At 67.6% G+C, this 23,813-nt stretch carries 27 protein-coding genes and 2 tRNA genes; 17 read left to right on the forward strand and 12 right to left on the reverse strand.

Annotated features, from left to right (window positions below; genetic code table 11):
• Window positions 1-38: 38 nt before the first annotated feature.
• The 5 genes from ACRDSQ_RS00135 to rpmH are packed head-to-tail and all read right to left on the reverse strand — an operon-like array spanning window position 39 to window position 2,526.
• Window positions 39-602, reverse strand: coding sequence for a protein jag (locus ACRDSQ_RS00135; RefSeq protein ID WP_431417671.1), 564 nt, complete (start codon window positions 600-602; stop codon window positions 39-41).
• A gap of 29 nt (window positions 603-631) precedes the next feature.
• The gene (gene yidC, locus ACRDSQ_RS00140) at window positions 632-1,648 is read right to left on the reverse strand and encodes a membrane protein insertase YidC (RefSeq protein WP_431417673.1); all 1,017 of its coding nucleotides are present in this window, start codon (window positions 1,646-1,648) and stop codon (window positions 632-634) included.
• Between the two features lie 3 nt (window positions 1,649-1,651).
• Window positions 1,652-1,978 carry a membrane protein insertion efficiency factor YidD gene (gene yidD, locus ACRDSQ_RS00145; RefSeq protein ID WP_431417675.1) on the reverse strand — a complete coding sequence of 109 codons (327 nt, stop codon included), beginning with the start codon at window positions 1,976-1,978 and terminating at the stop codon, window positions 1,652-1,654.
• Complete coding sequence (gene rnpA, locus ACRDSQ_RS00150; RefSeq protein ID WP_431417677.1) at window positions 1,975-2,376, reverse strand: ribonuclease P protein component; 402 nt, start codon at window positions 2,374-2,376, stop codon at window positions 1,975-1,977. The genes yidD and rnpA overlap by 4 nt, the downstream gene beginning before the upstream one ends.
• A gap of 12 nt (window positions 2,377-2,388) precedes the next feature.
• A complete protein-coding gene (gene rpmH / locus ACRDSQ_RS00155) occupies window positions 2,389-2,526 on the reverse strand; it encodes a 50S ribosomal protein L34 (RefSeq protein ID WP_091383715.1) in 138 nt (45 codons plus the stop codon).
• A 496-nt stretch (window positions 2,527-3,022) separates the two neighbouring features.
• On the opposite strand from rpmH, the gene dnaA reads away from it, so the two are divergent.
• The 9 genes from dnaA (at window position 3,023) to ACRDSQ_RS00200 (ending at window position 15,890) form a co-directional block, all read left to right on the forward strand.
• Window positions 3,023-4,579 carry a chromosomal replication initiator protein DnaA gene (gene dnaA / locus ACRDSQ_RS00160; protein WP_431417678.1) on the forward strand — a complete coding sequence of 519 codons (1,557 nt, stop codon included), beginning with the start codon at window positions 3,023-3,025 and terminating at the stop codon, window positions 4,577-4,579.
• A 1,635-nt stretch (window positions 4,580-6,214) separates the two neighbouring features.
• Window positions 6,215-7,348: a DNA polymerase III subunit beta gene (gene dnaN / locus ACRDSQ_RS00165; RefSeq protein WP_431417680.1), complete on the forward strand. Its 1,134-nt coding sequence runs from the start codon at window positions 6,215-6,217 to the stop codon at window positions 7,346-7,348.
• A 15-nt stretch (window positions 7,349-7,363) separates the two neighbouring features.
• Complete coding sequence (gene gnd, locus ACRDSQ_RS00170; protein WP_431417731.1) at window positions 7,364-8,284, forward strand: phosphogluconate dehydrogenase (NAD(+)-dependent, decarboxylating); 921 nt, start codon at window positions 7,364-7,366, stop codon at window positions 8,282-8,284.
• The gene (gene recF, locus ACRDSQ_RS00175) at window positions 8,284-9,441 is read left to right on the forward strand and encodes a DNA replication/repair protein RecF (protein WP_431417681.1); all 1,158 of its coding nucleotides are present in this window, start codon (window positions 8,284-8,286) and stop codon (window positions 9,439-9,441) included. The genes gnd and recF overlap by 1 nt, the downstream gene beginning before the upstream one ends.
• Window positions 9,442-9,553: 112 nt before the next feature.
• Window positions 9,554-10,177: a DciA family protein gene (locus ACRDSQ_RS00180; RefSeq protein ID WP_431417683.1), complete on the forward strand. Its 624-nt coding sequence runs from the start codon at window positions 9,554-9,556 to the stop codon at window positions 10,175-10,177.
• Between the two features lie 194 nt (window positions 10,178-10,371).
• The gene (gene gyrB, locus ACRDSQ_RS00185; protein ID WP_431417685.1) at window positions 10,372-12,348 is read left to right on the forward strand and encodes a DNA topoisomerase (ATP-hydrolyzing) subunit B; all 1,977 of its coding nucleotides are present in this window, start codon (window positions 10,372-10,374) and stop codon (window positions 12,346-12,348) included.
• 51 nt (window positions 12,349-12,399) lie between these two features.
• The gene (gene gyrA, locus ACRDSQ_RS00190) at window positions 12,400-14,904 is read left to right on the forward strand and encodes a DNA gyrase subunit A (protein ID WP_431417686.1); all 2,505 of its coding nucleotides are present in this window, start codon (window positions 12,400-12,402) and stop codon (window positions 14,902-14,904) included.
• A gap of 31 nt (window positions 14,905-14,935) precedes the next feature.
• Window positions 14,936-15,751 carry a DUF3566 domain-containing protein gene (locus ACRDSQ_RS00195; RefSeq protein ID WP_431417687.1) on the forward strand — a complete coding sequence of 272 codons (816 nt, stop codon included), beginning with the start codon at window positions 14,936-14,938 and terminating at the stop codon, window positions 15,749-15,751.
• 62 nt (window positions 15,752-15,813) lie between these two features.
• Window positions 15,814-15,890, forward strand: a tRNA-Ile gene (locus ACRDSQ_RS00200).
• Between the two features lie 73 nt (window positions 15,891-15,963).
• On the opposite strand, the gene ACRDSQ_RS00205 is transcribed toward ACRDSQ_RS00200, so the two are convergent.
• Window positions 15,964-16,323: an amidohydrolase family protein gene (locus tag ACRDSQ_RS00205; protein WP_431417688.1), complete on the reverse strand. Its 360-nt coding sequence runs from the start codon at window positions 16,321-16,323 to the stop codon at window positions 15,964-15,966.
• Window positions 16,239-17,273, reverse strand: a complete 1,035-nt coding sequence (locus ACRDSQ_RS00210) for an amidohydrolase family protein (protein ID WP_431417689.1) — start codon at window positions 17,271-17,273, stop codon at window positions 16,239-16,241. Before ACRDSQ_RS00210 ends, ACRDSQ_RS00205 begins: the two co-directional genes overlap by 85 nt.
• 156 nt (window positions 17,274-17,429) lie before the next feature.
• Between ACRDSQ_RS00210 and ACRDSQ_RS00215 the strand changes: the two genes are divergently transcribed.
• From ACRDSQ_RS00215 to ACRDSQ_RS00235, 5 genes are all read left to right on the forward strand, one after another.
• Window positions 17,430-17,570, forward strand: coding sequence for a DLW-39 family protein (locus tag ACRDSQ_RS00215; RefSeq protein WP_431417690.1), 141 nt, complete (start codon window positions 17,430-17,432; stop codon window positions 17,568-17,570).
• A 34-nt stretch (window positions 17,571-17,604) separates the two neighbouring features.
• Window positions 17,605-17,677 (forward strand) — tRNA-Ala (locus tag ACRDSQ_RS00220).
• A gap of 48 nt (window positions 17,678-17,725) precedes the next feature.
• Complete coding sequence (locus ACRDSQ_RS00225) at window positions 17,726-17,950, forward strand: hypothetical protein (protein ID WP_431417692.1); 225 nt, start codon at window positions 17,726-17,728, stop codon at window positions 17,948-17,950.
• A 66-nt stretch (window positions 17,951-18,016) separates the two neighbouring features.
• Complete coding sequence (locus ACRDSQ_RS00230; protein ID WP_431417694.1) at window positions 18,017-18,667, forward strand: DUF433 domain-containing protein; 651 nt, start codon at window positions 18,017-18,019, stop codon at window positions 18,665-18,667.
• Window positions 18,657-18,827 (forward strand): hypothetical protein, encoded by a 171-nt coding sequence (locus ACRDSQ_RS00235; RefSeq protein WP_431417695.1) that lies wholly within the window; start codon window positions 18,657-18,659, stop codon window positions 18,825-18,827. Before ACRDSQ_RS00230 ends, ACRDSQ_RS00235 begins: the two co-directional genes overlap by 11 nt.
• A 348-nt stretch (window positions 18,828-19,175) precedes the next feature.
• Here the strand turns inward: ACRDSQ_RS00235 and ACRDSQ_RS00240 are convergent, their stop codons facing one another.
• Window positions 19,176-19,382, reverse strand: a complete 207-nt coding sequence (locus ACRDSQ_RS00240; RefSeq protein ID WP_431417696.1) for a hypothetical protein — start codon at window positions 19,380-19,382, stop codon at window positions 19,176-19,178.
• Window positions 19,367-19,678 carry a cupin domain-containing protein gene (locus ACRDSQ_RS00245; protein WP_431417698.1) on the reverse strand — a complete coding sequence of 104 codons (312 nt, stop codon included), beginning with the start codon at window positions 19,676-19,678 and terminating at the stop codon, window positions 19,367-19,369. The genes ACRDSQ_RS00240 and ACRDSQ_RS00245 overlap by 16 nt, the downstream gene beginning before the upstream one ends.
• Window positions 19,679-20,156: 478 nt before the next feature.
• On the opposite strand from ACRDSQ_RS00245, the gene ACRDSQ_RS00250 reads away from it, so the two are divergent.
• A complete protein-coding gene (locus tag ACRDSQ_RS00250; protein ID WP_431417700.1) occupies window positions 20,157-20,699 on the forward strand; it encodes a DUF2020 domain-containing protein in 543 nt (180 codons plus the stop codon).
• A 46-nt stretch (window positions 20,700-20,745) separates the two neighbouring features.
• Here ACRDSQ_RS00250 and ACRDSQ_RS00255 read toward each other — a convergent pair whose 3' ends face one another.
• A complete protein-coding gene (locus ACRDSQ_RS00255; protein WP_431417702.1) occupies window positions 20,746-21,357 on the reverse strand; it encodes a hypothetical protein in 612 nt (203 codons plus the stop codon).
• Window positions 21,358-21,445: 88 nt separating this feature from the next.
• Between ACRDSQ_RS00255 and ACRDSQ_RS00260 the strand changes: the two genes are divergently transcribed.
• Both ACRDSQ_RS00260 and ACRDSQ_RS00265 read left to right on the forward strand, forming a co-directional pair.
• Entirely contained in the window at window positions 21,446-22,000 is a 555-nt protein-coding gene (locus ACRDSQ_RS00260) for a peptidylprolyl isomerase (protein ID WP_431417704.1), read from the forward strand.
• Window positions 22,001-22,927: a rhomboid family intramembrane serine protease gene (locus ACRDSQ_RS00265; protein WP_431417705.1), complete on the forward strand. Its 927-nt coding sequence runs from the start codon at window positions 22,001-22,003 to the stop codon at window positions 22,925-22,927. It abuts the gene before it with no gap.
• Here the strand turns inward: ACRDSQ_RS00265 and ACRDSQ_RS00270 are convergent.
• Window positions 22,924-23,325 (reverse strand): PH domain-containing protein, encoded by a 402-nt coding sequence (locus tag ACRDSQ_RS00270; RefSeq protein WP_431417707.1) that lies wholly within the window; start codon window positions 23,323-23,325, stop codon window positions 22,924-22,926. The two genes, ACRDSQ_RS00265 and ACRDSQ_RS00270, sit on opposite strands and share 4 nt — an antisense overlap.
• A gap of 144 nt (window positions 23,326-23,469) precedes the next feature.
• Complete coding sequence (crgA, locus tag ACRDSQ_RS00275; RefSeq protein ID WP_091383699.1) at window positions 23,470-23,736, reverse strand: cell division protein CrgA; 267 nt, start codon at window positions 23,734-23,736, stop codon at window positions 23,470-23,472.
• Between the last annotated feature and the right edge of the window lie 77 nt (window positions 23,737-23,813).

Raw genomic sequence — 23,813 nt, forward strand, 5'->3', positions numbered from 1 at the left:
GCCCGTCATCGACGGGCCGCGCCTTTCAAATCAAACGACTACTGCGGGAAGACCACCACACGCCGGCGGGGGTCTTCGCCCTCGCTCTCGCTGTGGACGCCCTTCACCGACGCAACCGCGTCGTGGACGACCTTGCGCTCGAACGGCGTCATCGGCTGCAGCCGCACCCGCTCGCCGCTCTCCAGGACCTTCTGCGCCGTCGCGCGGCCGAGGTCGCGGAGTTCCTCGCGGCGGTCGGAGCGCCAGCCCGCAACGTCAAGCATCAGCCTGCTGCGCGTGCCCGTCTCCTGCTGCACCGCCAGTCGCGTCAGTTCCTGCAGCGACTCGAGCACCGTGCCGCGGGGACCCACCAGCTTCTCCAGGTCCTCACCGCCGTCGATGCTCACGACCGCGCGGCTGGCCTCGACGTCGAGGTCGATGTCGCCGTCGTAGTCGAGGATGTCGAGCAGCCGCTCCAGGTAGTCCCCGGCGATGTCGCCTTCCTGGACCAACAGCTCCTCTGTCGACCCACGCCCGCTGGTCTCGGTCGCACCCTCGGCCGGGGTTTCCCCGCCCTCAACCTCGACAACGGTCTTCTCGGACTCCTGCACCGTCTCCGGCACGGTTTCTCCTCTCCAGGTCCAGCAACGCCTCAGCGGTTCTTGCGACCTGACTTCTTGCTACGGGATCGGTCTGAGATCAGACCGGGAATCTCGGTGCCGTTATCGGCGGGCGGCTGCGGCGTGACGGCCGGCTTCTCCGTCGAAGCAGCGGGCTTCGGAGTGGTCGAGGCGGTGGAAGCTGCCGGGCCGGCGGGACGCTTCTTGGCCGCGGGCTTCTGGCCGGGCTTCGGAGCCAGCGCGTTGCGCTTCTCGATGACCGCGGCCTTCTTCTCCTCTTCCTCCGCGTCGATCTTGCGGTACACGAAGTGCTGCTGCGCCAGCGTCCACCCGTTGTTGCTCAGCCAGTACATGAGCAAACCGATCGGGAAGAAGAAGCCACCGATGAGCACGCCCAGCGGGAACATGTACAGCGTCAGCTTGTTCATCATCGCGGTCTGCGGGGTGGCCGACTCCGGGTTCTGCCGAGCCACCGAGTGCCGCGCGGTGAGGTGGGTCAGGATGCTCGCCGCGATCATCAGCGGGACGGCGACAGCGATGACCGCGCCACGGGAGACATCGAACCTCGCGAGCTCAGCAGCCGGCTCAGTGATCCAGTTACCCAGACGCGCACCGAAGAGGTCGGCCTTGAGGTAAGAGTCGACACCTCGACCGTCGAAGAAGTAGTTCTCCGTGGGGCTGTTGCCGAACGAGCGGAGCACGTGGAACAGACCGAGGAAGACCGGGATCTGCAGCAGCATCGGCAGACAGCCACCCAGCGGGTTGACGCCGTGCTGCTGCTGCAGCTTCTGCATCTCCTGCTGCATCTTCTGCTTGTCGTTCTTGTACTTCGTCTGCAGCTTCTTGATCTCGGGCGCGAACTCCTGCATCTTCCGCATGGAGCGCACCTGCTTGACCGTGGGCTTGTACATGATCGCCCGCAGTGTGAAGACCAGGAACACGATGCCCAACGCCCAGGAGACGGCGCTCGCCTCGCCGAACACGTGGCCGAAGACCCAGTGCCAACACCAGAGGATGAAGGACACCGGGTAGTAGATGAAATCGAGCACGGACTACTCCTCGGCAACATTCGGTTCGGCCGGGCTAGGGGACCCGGACTCGTTCTTCGGCTTTCGGGGCGGCACGGGGTCAAGGCCGCCTGGGTGCCACGGACCACACCGCAACAGTCTGCGTAACGCGAGCCACGAGCCGCGCACCGCACCGTGGACGGTCAACGCCTCGACGGCGTACGCGCTGCAGCTCGGATAGAAGCGGCATGCGGGCGGGAGCACCGGCGAAATCCACCGCCGGTAGACGTGCACGGGAACCAGCAGCACGCGCGCGACCGGGCCGGGACGATCGGCCGCGACTTCGCCGCGTACCGCCGTTGCCTGCTTCACCGGTCACCACCACTGTCATCCGCGATCAATCGCAGTTTGCGGATCGCGGCGTCGAAGTCCTGGCCTAGTTCGGCACTCGTCGCGCCTGCCGCCGGGGGGAGAGCCCTAACAACCAACGCGGTACCGGCCGGGAGAGTTCCGAGCCGGGCACCCGCGACGTGCCGGAGCCTGCGCGCGACGCGGTGGCGGACCACCGAGTTGCCCACAGCCTTACTCACGACAAAACCGACCCTCGGCGGCACGGTGTCCCGCTCCGCACAAGGGTCGGCTTCGGTAGTCGCTTGCATCCGCTCCGTCACGGCATGCACCACGAGACGGGGACGTCCAGCACGGCGACCTTTCCGGGTCACCCGTTGGAAGTCCGCGCTGCTGGTCAGCCGAGCGGCCGCGGGGAGCACGGCGGCCTGGAATCAGGCCGACAGCTCTTTGCGGCCCTGCCGACGACGGGACGCGATGATCGCGCGGCCCGCGCGGGTCCGCATACGCAGACGGAAGCCGTGGGTCTTGGCCCGACGACGGTTGTTCGGCTGGAAGGTGCGCTTGCTCACGGCTCGTTCTCCCGATACTTGCTGGCCAGGTGGTTCCGGCTGAGTTCTTGTCTCGCGCCCCCTGCCGGGCACGGCTGGACGAACTCGCGCGACAACCAGTGACGGGCACGCAGAACTCGCCCGCCGCAAGCGGGAGACCTTATGAGGGTACGCACTGGGTCGAGCCGGGCCAAACCCGGGGCCTGTCGTCGACGCGGGGCGACCGCTCGGCGACACGCCGATGTCGTCCACATTGTTGCCTGCGACCTCGTCTTGTGGCATCGGGCCCGCCTTGTTAGCGTGCGTTCCCTTGGCTGGACGGACGGGGAATGGGAGCCCTGCTGAGCCGTCGTCGCCGAGCCACTGAGTACCGTGAACCCCCCACCGGGGGTTTCCTCTGCGGTTCGCCGTACCTTCGTGCACAGTTGTGGACAACCCTGTGGATGCACGTTTGACGGCGCCCGCGGACGGGACCAGCCTTGGACCACAAGCCGACGAGGGGAGGGGAGCGGCACCGATGTCCGACAATCAGCTGAATCTGGCTGTGGTCTGGGAACAAGTAGTTCGAGAGCTGTCCGCGGGAACACTGTCCCCGTCGCAGCGCGCCTGGATGCGCATGACCCGGCCGATCGGACTTCTCGACGGGACCGCTCTGCTGTCGGCGCCCAGCGACTTCGCCAAGGAAGCCATCGAACGCGCGCTGCGCGAGCCGATCACCGAGGCCCTGTCCCGCCGCCTCGGCCGCGCCGTGTCGCTCGCCGTCAAGGTCGATGTCGCGCTCGCGCCGCCCAAGCCCGCACCCCCGGTGCAGCACCCGGGCCCGGTCGACCAGCTGCCCGACGGCCAGGACGCCCCGATGGCCGTAGCCGTCGAAGCTCCGCCCGCCTCGCAGTACGCGGGCGAGGCCGAGGACGACGGCGAAGAGGTCGACGAAGAGGGCGACGCGCTCGCCACGGTCCACGAGATCTGGCCGACCTTCACCGGCCAGCCCACGACCAGCGGTCAGCCCTTCACCGCTCCCGCGCAGCCGCAGACGTCGAAGACCCGGCTGAACGAGAAGTACACCTTCGACACCTTCGTCATCGGCGCGTCCAACCGCTTCGCGCACGCGGCCTCGGTCGCCGTCGCCGAGGCGCCCGCCCGCGCATACAACCCGCTCTTCATCTGGGGCGAGTCCGGTCTGGGCAAGACCCACCTGCTCCACGCGGTCGGCCACTACGCGCAGCGCCTGTTCCCCGGCATGCGCGTGCGCTACGTCTCGACCGAGGAATTCACCAACGACTTCATCAACTCGCTCCGCGACGACCGGAAAGTGGCGTTCCAGCGCCGCTACCGGGACATCGACGTGCTGCTGGTCGACGACATCCAGTTCCTTGAGGGCAAGGAAGGTACTCAGGAAGAGTTCTTCCACACCTTCAACACCCTGCACAACGCGAACAAGCAGATCGTGGTGTCGTCCGACCGTCCGCCCAAGCGCCTCGAGACGCTGGAGGACCGGCTGCGGACCAGGTTCGAGTGGGGCCTGATCACCGATATCCAGCCCCCGGAACTCGAGACCCGCATCGCCATCCTTCGGAAGAAGGCCGCGCAGGACCGGCTGGCCGCGCCCGCCGAGGTCCTGGAGTTCATCGCGGCCAGGGTCGAGGCGAACATCCGGGAACTCGAAGGCGCCCTCATCCGAGTGACGGCTTTCGCCTCGCTGAACCGCCAGCCGGTCGATGTCACCCTCGCCGAGATAGTCCTCCGCGACCTGATTCCAGACTCCCAGGCCCCGGAGATCACCGCGCCCACGATCATGGCCGTGACCGCGGAGTACTTCGGTGTCTCCATCGACGACCTGTGCGGCCCAGGCAAGACGAAAGCGCTTGCGCAAGCCCGCCAGATCTCCATGTATTTATGCCGGGAGCTCACGGACCTGTCGCTGCCGAAGATCGGCCAGACCTTCGGCGGCCGCGACCACACCACGGTCATGCACGCGGACAAGAAGATCCGCAAGGAGATGGCCGAGCGGCGGCGCATCTACGACCAGGTCCAGGAACTGACCTCCCGCATCAAACAGCGCGCACGCGCCTGACGCCGCTGAACGCCCGCCTGCACCCCGCGGGCGTGGCTGACAGCCGCGCCTGCTGCGGCGGGCACCGATACCTGTCCCTGTATCCCGGAGATAGGCGGGCGAGGCTATAGAACGCACCCAATGACAAGGCTGGCAACACCCGGCCCTTCGACGATCAACGATCGCGAAGGGCTTAAGTGCTTTGCCCAGACCACCCCAACACCGGCGCACGCCCAACAAGCCCGCGCGACAAGCAGGCACAAGCGAGCGACCAGCACACCTGAGTTCGACGCGCCCGAGCGGTCGGCACCCGTGATTTGGCATGCGCAACCACGGCAACGCCCAAGTTCGGGGTCCGATTTCATGCTGCCCGGAATCGACGCCGCACCACTCGGTACACCGGAGTCCGGCAACGGAGTTCGGCTACCCGAGCCCAGCAGACCCGACCGGTCGGCACCCGAACTTCGACACGCGTATCTCGGGATCGGGTTCAGCGGCCGGGTTCGGCGATCGAGCTCGGCGTTGGTCGGTCGCCGCTGAGTGATCGGGACGCCCTCATCGGTGCCACCGATTACGGCAGGTCGGTTATCGGCCTGGCTTGGTCGCGCGGGAGCTGGTGAGGTTCGCGGCGCTTTTCGGGGAGCCGTCGTCTGCTGAGGGATGACGTGTGATCCGGCCGAACGCGCACAGCTGTCGGCTGGCGCCGGAAACGGTTCGGCTGGCGTGCGAAGCATCCGCGCACGGCAGGAGGTGGGGTGGGTGGAGCAGTGGGGCACGCCGGCCACCGACGAAGGCGTGACGGCCATCCGTCGCAGAGTGCCGCGGTGGCTGGATCAGTCGGATCGTCGGCAGTCGTAGTGACGGCTCCAGTCAAGAAGGTGGACATGCGCCCGGAAGCACCCGAGCCGCCGACCGAGCCGCGGCGCGCGCCGGTACTCCCACCTTCCCGGCGCGCGCTCATCCACATCTTTATTGCCGCCGTGGACGCCCGCCCACACCCCCAGAAAACTTCGCCGGATCCGCCCGCCCGGCGACCCGTCACCCCGGCGGGCCGCGTCGCTCAGCACAGGCGGCGCCACCCGGTCAGACCTCCAAGTCCGCCCGTTCGCATCTTTTCTGGGGCGGTGGAGCGTCCGTCCCCACCCCCCAGAAACCTTGCGAGCGTCGAAATGACGTGGTCTGCGTCACCGATACGGGGGATTTGCCTGTGTACAACCCTGTGGATGGCGGAACGCCTGCCTGGGCACAACTCGACCGACATCTGGGGAGGGATCTGTGGACAACTTGGCCCCCCTGTGGACGGATCTGGGGACCCCCGAAACCATCCACCGACGGCCCGATCTGTCCACCGGTCCAACCCCAGGCTTGCCCACAGGCCGGCACGGCCCCGGACCTGCGTCAACGGGGGTTGTCCACACAATCCACAGCACCTATTACTACTGCTGTCTTTGTTCTCCCTAAAGGAAAAGAAAAAGCTAGAAACAGGGGTCGGCGAAATCTGGGGACAGCTCGCTCCACGGCCTCCCGCCGCCACACCGCCCCGGATGACGCGGACGCGGATCACGCTCTACGGTTGGGCCCTACAGCGTGGACAGCTCGACGGACCCGCCTCGCAGGATCGGTGAGGGGGACCGGTCGGGCCTGGAAAGGACTCCCATGAAGATCCGCGTCGAGCGCGACGGCCTGGCCGACGCCGTCGCTTGGGTCGCGCGCAGCCTCCCGTCCCGGCCTCCCGTTCCCGTCCTTGGCGGGGTTCTCCTTGATGCCGGTTCAGCTGACGGCTCCGAAGGACTCACCGTCTCCGGTTTCGACTACGAGGTGTCGGCCACGGTCGGCATCCCCGCGACAGTCGCTGACGGTGGGCGGACCCTCGTGTCCGGCAGGCTGCTCGCCGACATCACCAAATCCCTGCCCGCGCAGCCGGTCGAGATCTCGGTCGACGGTTCCCGGGTGGCGATCACTTGCGGCAACGCGAAGTTCAGCCTGCCGACCATGCCGGTCGAGGACTACCCGCAGCTGCCCGCGATGCCGCAGCACGCAGGCGAGCTCGCCGGTGAGGTATTCGGCCAGGCGGTCAGCCAGGTCGCGGTCGCGGCGGGCAAGGACGACACCCTCCCGATGCTCACCGGCGTCCGGGTCGAGATCGCGGGCGACAAGCTCACCCTCGTGGCGACCGACCGCTTCCGGCTCGCGATGCGCGAGTTCGAGTGGAAGCCGTCCGGCGATGTCGAGGACGCCGCGGTGCTCGTGCCCGCGCGCACCCTGGCCGAGGCGGCCAAGGCGCTCGGCAGTTCGGGGCGCACGGTCGAACTCGCGCTCGCGCCCGGCGACGGTCTGCTCGGTCTGTCCGGTTCCGGCCGCCGCGCGACGACCCGGCTGCTCGACGCCGAGTTCCCGCGGTACCGCCAGCTGCTCCCGTCCGAGCAGACGTCCGCGGCGATCATCTCCGTCGCCCCGCTCGTCGAGGCGATCAAGCGTGTGTCGCTTGTCGCCGAGCGCGGGACGCAGGTGCGGCTCGAGTTCTCCGACGGCGGTCTGCGTCTGTCCGCCGGTGGCGACGACGAAGGCAGCGCCGAGGAAGAGCTGCCCGTGGAGTTCACCGGCGACCCGGTGACGATCGCGTTCAACCCGGGCTACCTGCAGGACGGTCTGGCCGCGCTGCACTGCGACCGCGCCGAGCTGTCGTTCACCACCCCCAACCGCCCCGCGCTGATCAAGCCGGTCGGCGAGGACGGCGAGGTCACCCCCGGCTACCTCTACCTGCTGATGCCGGTCCGCCTCCCGGGCTGACCCGCGACCGAGGAGATTCCACACATGCAGCTCGGACTGGTCGGCCTGGGCAAGATGGGCTTCAACATGCGCGAGCGTCTTCGCGCATCGGGCCACGACGTCGTCGGGTACGACCGCAACCCCGAGGTCAGCGACACGGAGTCGCTCGCCGACCTCGCGGCGAAGCTCGACGCGCCGCGGGTCGTGTGGGTCATGGTTCCCGCGGGCGAACCGACCCGGCAGACGGTTGCCGAACTGGGTGACCTGCTCGGCGAGGGCGACCTGGTGATCGACGGCGGCAACTCGCGCTTCACCGACGACACCGTCAACGCCGACCTCCTCGCCAAATGCGGGATCGGCTACCTCGACTGCGGTGTGTCCGGCGGAATCTGGGGCAAGGACAACGGTTACGGCCTGATGGTCGGCGGCGCCGATGCCGACGTCGAGCGGGCGATGCCGATCTTCGACGCCCTGCGTCCGGAGGGCCCGCGCGAGGAAGGCTTCGCGCACGCGGGCGCCGTCGGCGCGGGCCACTTCGCGAAGATGGTTCACAACGGCATCGAGTACGGCCTGATGCAGGCCTACGCCGAGGGCTACGAGCTGCTGACCGCGGCGGAGGCCGTCACCGACGTGCCCGCGGTGCTCAAGGCGTGGACCCGCGGCACGGTCGTGCGGTCCTGGCTGCTGGATCTGCTGGTCAAGGCCCTGGACGAAGACCCGGGCCTGGCCGAGCTGACCGGCTACGTCGAGGACTCCGGCGAGGGCCGGTGGACCGTCGAGGAGGCGATCAACCACGCGGTTCCCGCGCCGGTGATCTCCGCTGCGCTGTTCGCCCGGTTCGCGTCGCGGCAGACCGACTCGCCCGCGATGAAGGCGGTCTCGGCGCTGCGGAACCAGTTTGGCGGGCACGCGGTGCACAAGGCCGGACCGACGTCCGGGGCAGGCGAAGTGAAGTAGTGCACGTCCGGCACTTACAGGTCGTCGACTTCCGCTCCTGGGAGCTAGCCGACCTGGAACTGGAGCCGGGACCAGCGGTGTTGGTCGGCGCGAACGGCGAGGGGAAGACGAACCTGGTCGAAGCGATCGGATATGTCGCGACCCTGTCCTCGCACCGGGTCGCGTCCGACGCGCCGTTGGTCCGGCACGGCGCTCAGCGCGCGATCATCCGCACGGCCGTCGTCAACGACGGCCGTGAGCTGACCGTGGAACTCGAGGTCACGCCCGGCAAGGCGAACCGGGCCCGGGTCAACCGCGGCCCGGTCCCGCGGACCCGGGATGTGCTGGGCATCCTGCGCACAGTGTTGTTCGCGCCCGAGGACCTGTCGCTCGTGCGCGGCGACCCTGGCGAGCGCCGCCGATTTCTGGACGACCTCTTGGTACTGCGCGCGCCGCGCTACGCCGGTGTCCGCGCGGACTACGACAAGGTCCTGCGCCAGCGGAACGCGCTGCTCAAGAGTGCTGCGACGAGCAGGCGCGCGCGCCGCGCCGATCCCGACGCGCTCTCCACGCTCGACGTCTGGGACGGGCACCTCGCGACCCACGGCGCCCATCTGCTCGCCGCCCGGCTCGACCTGGTCGCCGATATCGGGCCCCTGGTCTCGGCCGCGTACGCGGGGGTCGCTCCCGAATCGCGTCCCGCGAAGATCGAGTACCGCGCCGGAATCGCGAGCAGCCTCCCCGAGGGCTACGGAACACCCGAGGGCGAACGCGCGGATATCGAGGTGGTCGCCGACGCGCTCCTGGCCGAGCTTGTCGTGCGGCGTGAGGCGGAACTCGATCGCGGCGTCAGCCTGGTCGGACCGCACCGCGACGAGCTCGACCTGATCCTCGGCGAGGCGCCGGCGAAGGGGTACGCGAGCCACGGCGAGTCCTGGTCATTCGCGCTGGCCCTGCGGCTGGGGTCCTACGACCTGCTCCGGTCCGAGGGCAGTGAGCCGGTCCTGGTGCTCGACGATGTCTTCGCCGAGCTGGACCGCCGCCGCAGGCAGCGACTCGCCGAAGTCGCCGTAGGAGCCGAACAGGTCCTCGTGACCGCCGCGGTGGAGGAAGATGTGCCCAGCGAGCTGGCCGGGGCGCGGTATTCCGTGGCGGACGGGGAGGTACGACGTGTCTGACGATCTCTTCGGCGGCACCATTCGGCCTAACGACCCTCCACGATCGGTTACCCCAAGCAAGGTGCGTGGCACCACATCTGGGGATAAACCTGTGGATAGTGTGGATAACACCGTGACTAAGCGTCCGTCCGGCGTAGTAAAGCCCGCCACATCCGGGGATGAATTCACACTTCAGGGTGGTCGAGAAAACAATTCATCCACTGGTACTACGGAGGGTGAGAACGCTCCGCTCCGCGGATCCGATCTTGCCCGGGCCGCCCTCGACGCCGCCCGCAAGGCCGCCGACGTCAAACGCGCCGGCCAGCGCGGCCGCAATGTTCCACGTGGAACATCCACCGGCTCCCGCCGTCGACGCCGCTGGTCAGGGCCCGGCGCCGACGACCGCGACCCGCAGCCGCTGGGCAGGCTCGCCTCCCGGCTCGCGGTCGACCGCGGGTGGAACGAGCACCTGGCGGGCGGCCAGGTCTTCGGGAAGTGGGCGGCCCTGGTCGGCGCTGAAGTCGCCGAACACGCCAAGCCGGTCTCCCTCAAGGACGGCGAACTCACCGTCGCGGCCGAATCCACGGCTTGGGCCACTCAGCTTCGCCTGCTTCAACGCCAACTCCTCGGCCAGATCGCCGCGGGCGTCGGCAAGGGAGTCGTCAAGAAACTCAAAGTCCAAGGCCCGACCGCGCCCAGTTGGCGCTATGGACCAAGGCACGTTTCCGGCCGAGGTCCGCGAGACACCTACGGCTGAGTGTCGCGGGTCGAGATCTCCGGGATGGCGTCGGGACCCGTGCCCGATCTCATCGGCCGCCCTGTGACTCAACCAGGGGTGTCCTTGACCCGGTTCTGGACGACCGCACCAGTAGTATGTGACGAGGGGTGCGCAGGGCGAGGTCCGCGCACCGCCGTCGCAGTCGATCCGACGCACGAGGAGACACCGAGCACGTGGCAGCCAACAAGCAGGAAAACTCGTACGGCGCTGGCTCGATCTCCGTCCTCAAGGGGTTGGAGGCGGTCCGGCTCCGGCCCGGTATGTACATCGGTTCCACGGGTGAGCGCGGCCTGCACCACCTGATCTGGGAGGTCGTCGACAACTCGGTCGACGAGGCGATGGCGGGTCACGCGACCAAGGTCGAGGTCACCCTCCTGGCTGACGGCGGCGTGCGCGTCGTCGACGACGGCCGTGGCATCCCAGTCGGTGAGCACCCGGAGGAGAAGCGCTCCACCCTTGAGGTCGTCATGACCATGCTGCACGCGGGCGGCAAGTTCGACAGCGAGAGTTACGCGGTCTCCGGCGGTCTGCACGGTGTCGGCATCTCCGTGGTCAACGCCCTGTCCCGGGTGCTTGAGGCCGAGATCAAGACCGACGGCCACGTCTGGCGCCAGCGCTACGAGGACACCAAGCCGGTCACCCCGGTCCAGCAGGGTGAGCCGACCCGCGAGACCGGGACGTCGATCACCTTCTGGGCCGACCCCACGATTTTCGAGACCACCGAGTACAACGCGGAGACGGTCGCCCGCCGCCTGCAGGAGATGGCGTTCCTGAACAAGGGACTCACCATCGTTCTGCGCGATGAGCGCGTCTCCGACGAGGACTCCGAGGCCGACGCGAGCGGCCTCGCGGCCCGCGTCAAGGAGCGCACCTACTGCTACCCGGGTGGCCTCGAGGACTTCGTCAAGCACATCAACCACGCGCGCGAGGCCCTGCACAAGAAGGTCGTCGCGTTCGAGGCCAAGGGCAAGGGCATCGAGGTCGAGGTCGCGATGCAGTGGAACACCGGCTACAGCGAGTCGGTCTACACCTTCGCCAACACGATCAACACGCCCGAGGGCGGCACACACGAAGAGGGCTTCCGCGCCGCGCTGACCCGAGTGGTCAACGTCTACGCGCGCGACAAGAAGCTCCTCAAGGAGAAGGACGCGAACCTCAGCGGTGAGGACGTCCGCGAGGGCCTGGCCGCGATCGTGTCGATCAAGCTGGCCGAGCCGCAGTTCGAGGGCCAGACCAAGCAGAAGCTCGGCAACACCGAGGCCAAGACGTTCGTCCAGCAGACCTGCAACGAGTGGCTCGCCGACTGGTTCGAGCGCAACCCGGTCGAGGCGAAGACGATCGTCACGAAGTCGGTCGGCTCCGCGCAGGCCCGGATGGCGGCCCGCAAGGCCCGCGAACTGGTCCGCCGCAAGGGCGCCCTCGACATCGGCGGCCTGCCCGGCAAGCTCAAGGACTGTCGCTCCACCAATCCGGAGGAGTGCGAGCTCTACATCGTCGAGGGCGACTCCGCGGGCGGCTCGGCCAAGGAAGGCCGCGAGTCCCGCTTCCAGGCGATCCTGCCGATCCGCGGAAAGATCATCAACGTGGAGAAGGCCCGGATCGACCGGGTGCTCAAGAACACCGAGGTCCAGAGCCTGATCACGGCCCTGGGCACCGGCATCCAGGAAGACTTCGACGTCAGCAAGCTGCGCTACCACAAGGTCGTGCTGATGGCCGACGCCGACGTCGACGGCAAGCACATCACCACCCTGCTGCTGACCCTGCTGTTCCGCTTCATGCGCGGGCTGATCGAACACGGGCACGTCTACCTCTCCCAGCCCCCGCTTTACAAGATCAAGTGGCAGCGCGCCGAGCCGGAGTACGCCTACTCCGACCGCGAGCGGGACGGCGTGCTCGAAGCCGGTCTCGCGGCGGGCAAGAAGATCAACAAAGAAGACGGCATCCAGCGCTACAAGGGTCTTGGCGAGATGAACGCCAACGAGCTGTGGGAGACCACGATGGACCCGGCGCACCGACTGTTGCTCCAGGTCACCCTGGACGACGCCGCCACCGCGGACGAGTTGTTCAGCGTGCTGATGGGTGAGGACGTCGAGGCCCGCCGGTCCTTCATCACCCGCAACGCCAAGGACGTTCGATTCCTCGACGTGTGATCGGTCCCCACATGATCACCCGGATGGAAGCTATGAAAGGAACTTTGCGTCGTGACTGAAACCCTGCCGCCGACGGGGGACCGGGTCGAGCCGGTCGACATCCAGCAGGAGATGCAAAGCTCCTACATCGACTACGCGATGAGCGTGATCGTCAGCCGCGCGCTGCCCGATGTGCGCGACGGCCTCAAGCCTGTCCACCGCCGGGTGCTGTATTCGATGTTCGACACCGGTCTGCGCCCGGATCGCAGCTACGTCAAGTGTTCCCGCGTCGTCGGCGATGTGATGGGCAACTACCACCCGCACGGCGACTCATCGATCTACGACACCCTCGTGCGGCTCGCTCAGCCGTGGTCCATGCGGTACCCGCTGGTCGACGGCCAGGGCAACTTCGGTTCCCCGGGCAACGATCCAGCTGCCGCCATGAGGTACACCGAGGCCCGGCTCATGCCGCTGGCCATGGAGATGCTGCGCGACATCGGCGAGGACACCGTCGACTTCGTGCCGAACTACGACGGCAAGACCGAAGAGCCGGTCGTCGTCCCGTCGCGCATCCCGAACCTGCTTGTCAACGGCGGCAGCGGAATCGCCGTCGGTATGGCGACGAACATCCCGCCGCACAACCTGCGGGAAGTCGCCGACGGTGTGTTCTGGGCGCTGGAGAATCCCGACGCCGACGACGACGAGCTGCTCGCGGCGCTGCTCGCCCGGATCAAGGGCCCCGACTTCCCGACCAAGGGTCTTATCCTTGGCACGCAAGGGATCCAGGACGCCTACCGGACCGGCCGCGGCTCGGTGCGGATGCGCTCGGTCGTCGAGGTCGAGGAAGACGCCAAGGGCCGCACGATCCTGGTCGTCACGGAGCTGCCCTACCAGGTCAACCCGGACAACCTGATCGAGAACATGGCGCAGCTCGTGCGCGACGGGAAGCTCACCGGCATCTCCGAGATCGCCGACGAGTCGAACAACCGCGGCGGCATGCGCATCGTCATCGGCCTCAAGCGCGACGCCGTGGCGAAGGTCGTGCTGAACAACCTCTACAAGCACACGCAGCTGCAGCACAACTTCGGTGTCAACATGCTGGCCCTGGTCGACGGCGTACCGCGCACGCTGCGCCTCGACCAGATCATCCGGCACTACGTGAAGCACCAGGTCGAGGTCATCGTCCGGCGCACCCGCTACCGGCTGCGCAAGGCCGAGGAGCGCGCCCACATCCTGCGCGGCTACGCCAAGGCCCTCGACATGCTCGACGAGGTCATCGCCCTCATCCGGCGCTCCCCGTCGGCCGACGAGGCCAAGACCGGCCTGATGTCGCTGCTCGACGTCGACGAGATCCAGGCCGGCGCGATCCTCGAACTGCAGCTGCGCAGGCTCGCCGCCCTCGAACGGCAGCGGATCATCGACGAGCTCGGCGAGATCGAGCGCTACATCGCCGAACTGCAGGCCATCCTCGAGAGCCCGGTCAAGCAGCGCGAGATCATCCGCGACGAACTCAAGGAGATCGTCGACAAGCACGGCGACGAGCGGCGCACCCGCATCCTGCCGTTCGACGGCGAGGTGTCGATCGAGGACCTGATCGCCGTCGAGGACGTCGTCGTCACGATCACCCGCACCGGTTACGCGAAGCGCACCAAGACCGATCTGTACCGCGCGCAGAAACGCGGCGGCAAGGGCGTGCAGGGCGCGGCGCTCAAACAGGACGACATCGTGGAGCACTTCTTCGTGTGCTCCACCCACGACTGGATCCTGTTCTTCACGAACAAGGGCCGCGTCTACCGCGCGAAGGCCTACGAGCTGCCGGAGGCCAACCGCGCCGCCCGCGGCCAGCACGTCGCGAACCTGCTCGCCTTCCAGCCCGACGAGCAGATCGCCCAGGTCATCGAGATCAAGGACTACGAGGTCTCGCCGTACCTGGTCCTCGCCACCCGTGACGGTTTGGTCAAGAAGTCGAAGCTTTCCGACTTCGACAGCAACCGCGCGGGGGGTCTGATCGGTATCAACCTCCGTGAGGACGACGAACTCGTCGGCGCGGTCCTGTGCTCCGCAGAAGACGACCTGCTCCTGGTGTCCGCGGGTGGCCAGTCCATCCGCTTCCACGCCAGCGACGACGCCCTGCGCCCCATGGGCCGTGCCACATCGGGCGTGCTCGGGATGCGCTTCAACGCCGGGGACGAGCTGTTGACCCTCGGCGTGGTGAAGGAGGGCACCTTCGTTTTGGTGGCCACCGACGGTGGGTATGCCAAGCGCACGCCCATCGAGGACTACTCGGTGCAGGGGCGCGGCGGCAAGGGCGTGCTCACGGTCCAGTACGACTCGCGTCGTGGCAGGCTGGTCGGAGCGGTGATCGTCGACATCGACGACGAACTGTTCGCGATCACCTCGTCGGGCGGGGTCATCCGGACCACGGCCGCCGAGGTCCGCAAGGCAGGCAGGCAGACAAAGGGCGTCCGTTTGATGAACCTGGGTGAAGGGACCACCCTGGTAGCCATCGCACGGAGCGCGGAAGGCGTCGCCGAGACCGACGGCGACGAAGAAGCGCCTGAGGCGCCGACCGAGTAATGCGAACGCGCAGACCTAGGGGATTCCGCTCGTGACACCACCCGACAAGCCGGACACCAACGCACCGGAGCAGGCCGCGCAGGAGCGAGCCTCCGTGGCGACCAGCAAGGTTGAGCCGGTGGCCGAGCCCGCCCCGGCGGAACCCGCCGCCCCGGCGCCGGAGACCACCTCGGTCAACCCGCCGCCGTGGCAGCGGGTCACCGCCGACGAGGCCTACGGCGACACGGGCGACACCACGGACACCCTGTCGACCGACGGCGACACCACCCAGGCGCTGCCGGTCAACGGGATCGCCGAAGCGGCCTACCAGCCGCACACCGCCGCCCCGGTGAACGAGCGTCCCGTCGTGACCGGCACCGCCGCGTCACGGCTGTTCGGCGGCCACCCGGAGCCCGAGGCCCCGCACCGCACCGCGGTCCACCTCGACCCCGGCGTCCGCACCACCCCGCCCCCCAGCGCCCTGCGCAGGCCAGGGCGGGGCCCGCGGCGGGCCAACCTGCAGATCAAGCGTTTCGACCCGTGGTCGGTGCTGAAGCTGTCCCTGGTCCTCGGCGTCGCCCTGTTCTTCGTCTGGCTGGTCGCCGTCGGCGCCCTCTACGCCGTCCTCGACGGCATGGGCGTCTGGGACAAGCTCAACGGCATCTCCAGCGAACTCCTCAACACGGGCACCGACGGCGGCAGCACCGGCGACCTCATCAGCGCGGGCCGCGTCTTCGGCGTCGCGGCGATCATCGGCGCGATCAACATCGTGTTGTTCAGCGCCCTGGCCACCGTCGGAGCCTTCATCTACAACGTGTCCGCCGACCTCGCGGGCGGCCTCGAAGTGACCCTCGCCGAACGCGAGTAAGCGGAAGGGGATACCGATTTGGGACCGCGAACCCCTCTGCGGTAACCTTCTCGCGTTCCCAGGGGCCTATAGCTCAGGCGGTTAGAGCACTTCGCTGATAACGAAGGGGTCGGAGGTTCAAGTCCTCCTAGGCCCACCAGAGCAAACAGGGCCGGTACGCGAGTCGCGTGCCGGCCCTGAGTTTTAGCCGGGTGCGCGAACCGCGACATTGGTCAGCACAGGGTGGGGTTGGCGCAGTGTGCGACCTTTCCGCCGACGACGGTTGTGAGCACCTGGATGTGTGGCAACGCGTCCACGGCGACGGTGGTCGGGTTGTTCGACAGGATCACGAGATCGGCGTGCTTGCCGGGGGTCAGGCTGCCCTTCACGTGCTCCTCGAAGGTGCCGTGTGCGGCGTTGATCGTGAACAGGCGCAGTGCCTGATCGACCGTGATGCGCTGCGCCAGCTGCCAGTCCTCGGGCGGCCTGCCGAGGTAGCTCTGTCGGGTCACCGCCTGGTGGACCGCATCGAGGGGTGATCCGTGGGGCAGATCGGCGCCTCGGTCACCCAGACCCAGCACCGGCCACGGCATGTCGCTGCTGCCGATGGTGTGAACGTCGCTCTCCACCAGTCGCGCCAGCGGGTCATCCACCGGGTCTGGCCACGGGCCACCAACTCCGGGAAGCCTGCCTCCACCGCCAGATCGCCGGGGAGTCCAGGCTGGATGGACGCGATCAAACCCAGGTCGCCCATCGTGGTGAGCTGGTCGTCGCGGATCTGGATGGCGTGCTCGACGCGGTGGCGTGCGTCCGGGTTGGGGTGGGCGGCCTGGGCCCGTGCCACCGCCGTCAGGAACTGGTCGAGGGCCTCGGCGCTGACCGTGTGCGCCGCCACCTGCCAGCCGCTGCGGTGCGCGATCTCCACATACGCGTCCAGGTCGGGCTGGTCCCAGTGGAACGTGGTGCCCCAGTCGTGGTCGAGGAACAGCTTGATGCCCGCCAACCGCAGCTGCGGGCTGAACGTGTGGCGCGGCTGGTACGCGAGGTACCAGGTGTCGAACTTGTCTTCCTCGAAGTTCATCGGCGCGTAGGCGTTGACACGCAACCGGAGTTCTCCGGCAGCGTCGAGCACGCGCAGCGTCTCCAACCACCCCTGGCTGACGAACAACTCGTTGATGCTGGTCCACCCCCGGCGCACGGCGCCGTCGATCGCCGAATACGGGGTGAGGCCCACCATGAGCCCGTCGCCAATCCCATGCGCGTGCGAGTCGATGAAACCCGGCAACACGGTCCGACCACCGAGATCCACCACACGCGTCGAGTCTTTCCGCAGCGCCAGGACACTGCCATCGTCACCGACCGCCAGGATTCGCCCCTCGCGGATCGCGATCGCCTCGGCCCGGGGCTGCGCCGCCTCCATGGTGAGCAGCACCGCGTTGTGGTAGATCACCTCAGGCGGCGCGGGCCTCGCCTCGGGAACCGGCACCAGCAGCAGCGCCGCACACGCCACCAGCGCGACACCATGACGCCACGACACCCGCATGCACCATCATCCCATCTGACGCCTGGCACCGTGACGAACGGGTGATCGAGAGCTGTCGGGGTCTTGGGTAGTGGAAGGGCGGGTTGTGGCAGACTGGGCTAGGTCACGTCGGGTGTGGCGTGGAACTGACTTGAAGTGCCAAAGGAGGCATTCGAAGTGAAGAAGCTTCTCGCGCTCGCCGCTATTGCTGGTGGCGTCCTCCTGGTGGTGCGCCGCAAAAGCTCGGCGAAGGCAGAAGCCGACCTGTGGCGTGAGGCGACCGCGCCCGCGGCCAACAACGGCGTGAAGAAGGCCTGACCCAGCACGGCGCGGCCCGCGGGCCGCGCTGAACGGGGACGTAGCTCAATTGGCAGAGCACTGCCTTTGCAAGGCAGGGGTTAGGGGTTCGATTCCCCTCGTCTCCACCGATCTGACCAGCAATAATGCTTCAGGAACGCCCGCTCGGATGTTCAATGGGCATCACAGTAGGCTCGATCGAGCGGCGCGGTGACGCCCAGCGGGTGAAGGTGTCCGCAGGTCTGGACCCGCTCACCGGTCGCCCCTTGTACCTGGCCGAGTCGACGACCGGCGAAGCCCAGCCCATCCTGAACCGGTTCCGAATCCTGGTCGACAGGCTGCCCGACGAGGTCTCCAGGCAAGGCGTCCAAGATCAGGCCGTGGAAGGACTGGTGCGCTAATGTCCGCTCACGCACACTTGTTTTGGTGGCCAGGTAGGGCAGAGTTCGGTGGGGGAGGTGGCGTCCATGATCGATAGGTTTTTGGACCCGGTCATGACGCCCAAGGACGTCGCACGGCACCTGGTCATCCCCGAGTCGACTGTCTATTACTGGTTGGCCGAGGAAGCTGCCGGTGAGCCGCTGGTGCACAAGGTCGAGCCCGAAAAGCGAGGCTGGCCCTCGGTGCCCTTCGCGGCCGTGGTCGAGGCGTACGTCCTGCGGACGTACCGTGGTCTCGGCTTCACGAAGTCGAAGATTCGCGAAGCCGCTGCGCAGACCAGGAAAGACTTCGACACCCCCTACGCTCTTGCGTCGAGGCGCATAGCCACCGACGGGATCGACATCTTCATCCACTACGCCGACGACGACATCGCCCGCGTCGGTGATGGGCAACGCCCAGTCCGCGACATCATTACCGGCCACCTGCGCTTCATCGATTGGGATCCCAGCGACAACTTCGCCAGCACTCTGCGGCTGCAGCAGTACCCCGATGTGGCGCCCGTCATCATCGACCCGCGGTTCGGTTGGGGCACCCCAGTTGTGCAGTCGACCAAGGTCCCTGTCGACGCGGTCGTCGATCTCTGGCTCGCTGGGGAGCCGCTGGAGGCAGTCGCCTACGAGTACGACATGACTCGGGAACAGGTCGAGGCCATCTGCCGGACCGCCCGTGCCGCCTGAGTTCTTCCTCGATCGAGGACTTGGGCGCGGCGTCGCCGAGCAGCTCACCCAGCGCGGCTGGATCGTGCACGGGGCGACCGACCACTTCCCGAATGACGCACAATGTGTCGAAGACGCGGACTGGCAGTTCTGTTCTATCTCGACAACCAACGCCTTGTGATCGACGAGATGGTGCGCCGATTCCATCAAGCACAGAGCGCCATCTATCGCGCGGTCAGTCGAGGCGGACCCAGGTCTATGCGGTCGGCCAGTCTGGTTTGCGACTAACCTGGCCGGGGCCGCCAACGCGAGCACGGCGGTCGTGATCCCCGTAGGTCGGTGGTCCGGGTGGGACGCGCGTAGCCGCACGGGTTCGGTGCTCGGGATGTCCATTATGGACAGAACCCTCAGATCAAAGAGCATCCCACCGGGAACATGAGCAACTGCACGCCCAGCGCCGCTGCATCCGGGCGTGATCACGGAATCTGTGCCCAGAGCCAAGATTCAGCTGCCGTTGACACCGGTGACGCTAGTACGCCAGCCTGTGCCGCTCCACCAGCGGCATTGTGGCGTCGAAGTCGAGGTCGCAGCCGTAGCGGCCTGCCAGTTCGGCGAGGTCCGGGGTCATGCCGCCCACGCGCGGGCCGAGCTCGCGGAAGAGGTCATCCAGGCCGGCGGGTGTGATGATCCCCAAGACCCTGGCCGGTTCGTCGCCGGTGTTCAGAAGGTGTGCCACTGTCCGCGCGGTTTGAAGATCAGGTCACCCGGGCGTCCGACGACCTCCCGCTCTCCCAGGAGCACGCCGACTTCGCCTGCCAGCACATAGCTGTACTCGTCCTCGCGGCTGCGGCGGTGTACGGGCGCAGCCGGCGCTCGCGGCGTCAGGCCGTGCTCGACCAGTGCCAGACGGCCGTCACTCTCACCACCGTTGATCATGAAACGGTCGGTGGTCGCGGCCTGGTCGCCGAGGATCTCACCCTCGCCCGGGCCGAGTATCTGGCTGGTGGCGGTGAGCCTGCTGTAAGTCGTCATGGCTGACTCCTTCGTCGGGGGGGTCTCCGCCACCGACGCTAGGAGCGACCGGATGTGGCCCATCCCAGATTTGTTGTATTTGTTCGGCCTGACCAGGACTTACGCTAGGTCCCACGGGCGCCGACCCCCTGAGCCGGGCGCAGGCCGAGAGCGTGCGACTCGCGGGCAGGCGCTGGACGTCGTGTCGTTCTGGCGTGCCGTGACGGCCGTGCTCGGTGGCGCCGTGCGCACTACCTGGCGCCCTGCTTCTTCACCCTGGACCCGGCGTCGCTGCTGATCACCAGCCAGGAGGATCGGTTAGCCCGAATCGGAGATCGCCACCGAGCGGAACGACTGCTACCCGCCGCACGAGATTCGGCTCGAGCCCTCGCCCGTGGGAAGTGTTTCCCCTTGACCGCAGACCGCGCCTTGCGTCATGTTCCACGTGGAACATGGCGGATCACTGCGCCATTCGGCGGTCTGGTTGACTTGCGGGGCCATGAGACGAGTTGTGATCTTCGCCGCGTCCCTGTTCGCTCTCAGCGCGTGCACCGTGAAGCCGGTGACGTCGACTGTGCCGGACTCGACGGTCGAGGTGCCCGCGAGCACCCCCGTCGCGCCCGCATCCGCCCAAGCCCCTGCCGCGCCGGAGCCCGTGGCTGATGGGCCGTGCCCATACCTTGAGTCCGCCGCGGTCGCCGACGCCAACGGGCAGCGGGTGACCAAGGTGCGGATCTCCGCGGACAAGCCGCACCCGGCGTGCTTCTTCTACCGGCCTGACGGGACCGTCCAGCTCACTGTGCGGATCTACGTCGGTGAACCCGCGGTCGCCACGGCGATCGTCGACGAGGCCGCACCGCGGGCTACGTCTGATCCGGCCCGGTCACCCCAAGGGTGGAAAGGTGGCTCCCTTTCGGGTGAGAAGGGCGCCGTGTACGCCGTGGCCAAGGACAAGGTCGCCGTCGTGGTCACTTCGAACCAGGCGCAGACCATCAAGGCCCGGCGGATCGTCGAGGCCGTCGTCACCGAACTGGGGCTCTGACGCGAGGGAAGGTGGCCCCGCGCGGGGCCACCTTCCATGTGCGCGCCTAGTTCTTGTCGGACGTGATCGGCTCGACCGGGCTGGCCTGGCCGTTGCGCTCGGCTGATTCCGGCCTGGGGGCAGGCTTCGGCTTCGGCGCGGGAACGGGCTCCGGCTTGGGCGTCTGCGCCGCCGGGGCCTGCTCCGAGCGGCCACGCATGATCACCGCGGCCACACCGCCCGCCGCGGCGAGCAGCAGGAACAGCGGCCACTTGCGGCGCTTGTTGCCGGGGTCCTTCGCGGCCTTCTTGGCCGCCGACTTGGCTGCCTTGATCTGGTCGCGAAGCTCGCTCTTGTAGGCCTTGACCTGCGGCTTCAGGTCCTTCTTCAACTGCTTGACCGGCACGGACACCTGCTCCGGAATCTCGAGGGACTGGCTGGCCCGCTTCGCGGCCTTCGCCAGTTGCTTGCGGGCGCGCCGGGTCTGCGCGGCCATCTCGTCCCGAGCGACGTGCGCGGTCTCGGCGATCACTTCGGCCATCTGCTTCGGCGCGACACCCTTCGCGGCCAGCTTCTGCTCGGCGGTCTGAGCCGCCTCACCGGCGCGAGCGGCACCTTGGCGCGCCGCGCGCCAGCCGGTACCGACGGCCTTGCCCACCGTCTCTCCGGCCCGGGTCATGGCTTCACCTCGTTCATTGTGGGACTGATTCAGACCATCAATCCTGCCCCTTCCCGACAGATCCTGCCGAAGATGGCACGATGGGGCGGTGGCAGACAGCAACGCATCCCTCGTTGGGACGAAGGTGAAGGCCACCCTGCACACCTCGCAGGGTGACATCCGGATCAACCTTTTCCCCGACCACGCACCCAAGACCGTGGCAAACTTCGTCAGCTTGGCGGAGGGCACCAAGGACTATTCGAAGATGAACGCGTCGGGCTCCAAGTCCGGACCGTTCTACGACGGCTCGATTTTTCACCGGGTGATCGACGGCTTCATGCTCCAAGGCGGTGACCCGACCGGTACCGGCCGCGGTGGCCCCGGCTACGAGTTCGCCGACGAGTTCCACCCCGAACTGCAGTTCAACAAGCCCTACCTGCTCGCCATGGCCAACGCCGGGGCGAACACGAACGGCTCGCAGTTCTTCATCACCGTGGGCCCGACGACCTGGCTGAACTTCAAGCACACCATTTTCGGTGAGGTCGCCGACCAGGAATCGCGCACCGTGGTCGACGAGATCGGCCGCACCGCGACGGGCCCGAACGACAAGCCCCTCACGGACGTGGTGATCGAAAAGGTCACCATCGAGCGCTCCGAGGGCTGAGTGTCCACTCCGCCCGAACCGACAGGAACGCAGGCGGGCCTGCCCGCCTGCGTTCGTCACCCCGGCAGGCAGACCGGGCTGCGCTGCACGCGCTGCGACCGGCCCGCGTGCCCGGAGTGCCTCGTCGAGGCGTCGGTGGGATTCCAGTGCGTCGACTGTGTCCGTCAGGGGCGCAGCGAGGTGCGGCGGGCGACCACCGTGGCCGGTGCCGAGCTGTCCGACAAACCGGTCCTCGTGCCCGCGCTCATCGCCGTCAACGTGGCGATGTTCGTCATCACGGTCGCGTTGGCCCGGGACCTTTTCAACAACCAGCAGTCCGGTCTCTTCGCGGCGCTGCTCGCTTATTCGCCGTCGATCGCCGAAGGCGAGTGGTGGCGCACCATCACCAGCGGATTCCTGCACTACGGACCGCTGCACGTGCTCGTCAACTGTGTCGCCCTGTGGTTCCTGCGTGACCTCGAGCTGCTCCTGGGCAGGCTGCGGTTCGCGCTGGTGTACTTCCTGTCGATGCTCGGTGGAAGTGCCACGGTCTACCTGTTCGACGCCGTCGAGACCAGGAGCGTCGGTGCCTCCGGCGCGGTCTACGGCATGCTCGGTGGCCTGCTCGTGGCGGTGATCCGGCTCAAGCGCGACAAGCACGTGTTGATGTCCGTGCTGGGGATCATCGCGCTGAACATCGCGTTCAGCGTCTCCGTGCCGGGTATCTCGCTGCTGGCGCACCTCGGCGGCCTGGTCGTCGGCGCGGTGGTCACGGCGGGCATGGTCTACGCCCCGTCCGCGCGGCGGCAGCCGCTCCAAATCTGGACGGTCCTCGCTGTCGTGGTCGTGCTGGTCGCGTTGTTCGCGGTGCGCACGCCCCAGGTCAAAGACCAGGTGTTCTGTGTCAACCCGACCGCGCTCGAGTGCTACTACGCGACCCGTCTCTAGGTCCGTAGACGCAGCAGGGCGTCGGTGACGTCGTGCGGCTCCGCTCCGAGGTCCAGCCTGCCCAGGATCACCAGGGCGGGCTCCTCGGCGTTGTCGGCGTCGAGTTCGACGACTTCGCTCTCTCGGCCAAGCCTGCGCGTTCGGGCGAGGCGGACGTTGACCTCGCCCCACGACCAGTGCCGCGCGCCGAACAGCCCCCGAACGGTGACACCGGTCTGGTCCGCGGCCAGCCGAGGCCGCGCGACCGTGCCGAACAAGGAAGGCAAACCCACGGCGAAAGTGGCGATGACCAGCAGAATCGTGCCTCGGACGTCGCCCACGAAAAGGGTGCCCAGCAGCGCGAGCGCGGTCATGACCCAGCCGACGCCGACGACGGCGGGCTGGGGCGCCCAACTCATGGGTTCAAGGTTTGGCACGGTTATCCACAGTAGTTATCCACACTGGGGATGACTTACATCCATGTGGTTCAGTCATGTGGGCTGAATGGATGTATCCCGCCGAACACGATGGGGTGAAACGGCAGGACTCTCCGTGGGCGCGGGTCAGCGCCAGCGCATCGTCATCAGCAGGCCGGCGATCATCAGCGCGAATCCGATGGCGAAGTTCCAGTTGCCCAGGTCCGCCATGAACCCGATCTTCTGACCAGCGATGTAGTTCACGACCAGCCACGCGAGGCCGATCAGCATCACTCCGAGCATCACCGCGACGTAAATCGGGTGGGACGGTCCCGCTGACTTGACCTTCACCGGCGTGCGGCGATCGCTCGGCGCGGTGTAGACGTCCTTCTTGCGGACCTTGGACTTAGGCATGCTGTCCTCGCCTGACGTGGAGCGTTGGGTGCGGTTGTTCTAAGGCATGGGCGCAACTCCCGCCGATGCAACACGTT

This window comes from Actinokineospora sp. (genome assembly GCF_050699995.1).
Lineage (GTDB): Bacteria > Actinomycetota > Actinomycetes > Mycobacteriales > Pseudonocardiaceae > Actinokineospora.